This window comes from Sphingomonas sp. 10B4 (assembly GCF_035019905.1).
GTDB classification, from domain to species: domain Bacteria; phylum Pseudomonadota; class Alphaproteobacteria; order Sphingomonadales; family Sphingomonadaceae; genus Sphingomonas; species Sphingomonas glacialis.
This window is the reverse complement of sequence record NZ_JASJVC010000238.1, coordinates 1-333: the sequence shown is the minus strand read 5'-3', so window position 1 is coordinate 333 and position 333 is coordinate 1. Positions and strand designations below refer to the sequence as shown.

The 333-nt window shown below is 52.6% G+C and carries 1 pseudogene; it reads right to left on the bottom strand.

Going from position 1 to position 333, the window contains the following annotated elements:
• Window positions 1-79 precede the first annotated feature (79 nt).
• Window positions 80-333, bottom strand: a pseudogene (locus QN347_RS19635) (polyphosphate kinase 2 family protein); the annotation flags it as partial.

Sequence of the window (333 nt, the reverse complement as noted above, 5' to 3'; positions counted from 1 at the left end):
CTGTTTCCTACAGAAAATATCGGGTGAAAATGGCGTCAGTGCTGGCTTTGCAGATGTATGTGCGGCGTCACAAAGCCGTTCACACTACCTGTATGCTGGTATAAGCCGGGTTCAACGCCGGATAGCTAAGTTGCAAGCTTTCCAGTTTGTCGAGCACAATGCTGGCAATCGCCAGGTTGCGCTGAGTCTTGGAATCGGCTGGAATCACGTACCAAGGAGCGGTGATGCTGTCGGTATTGACGATCGCCTGTGTATAAGCTTGTTGATAGGCATCCCAGTGCGCACGCTCAGCGATGTCTTGCGGGTCGAACTTCCATTGCTTGTCGGGATCGC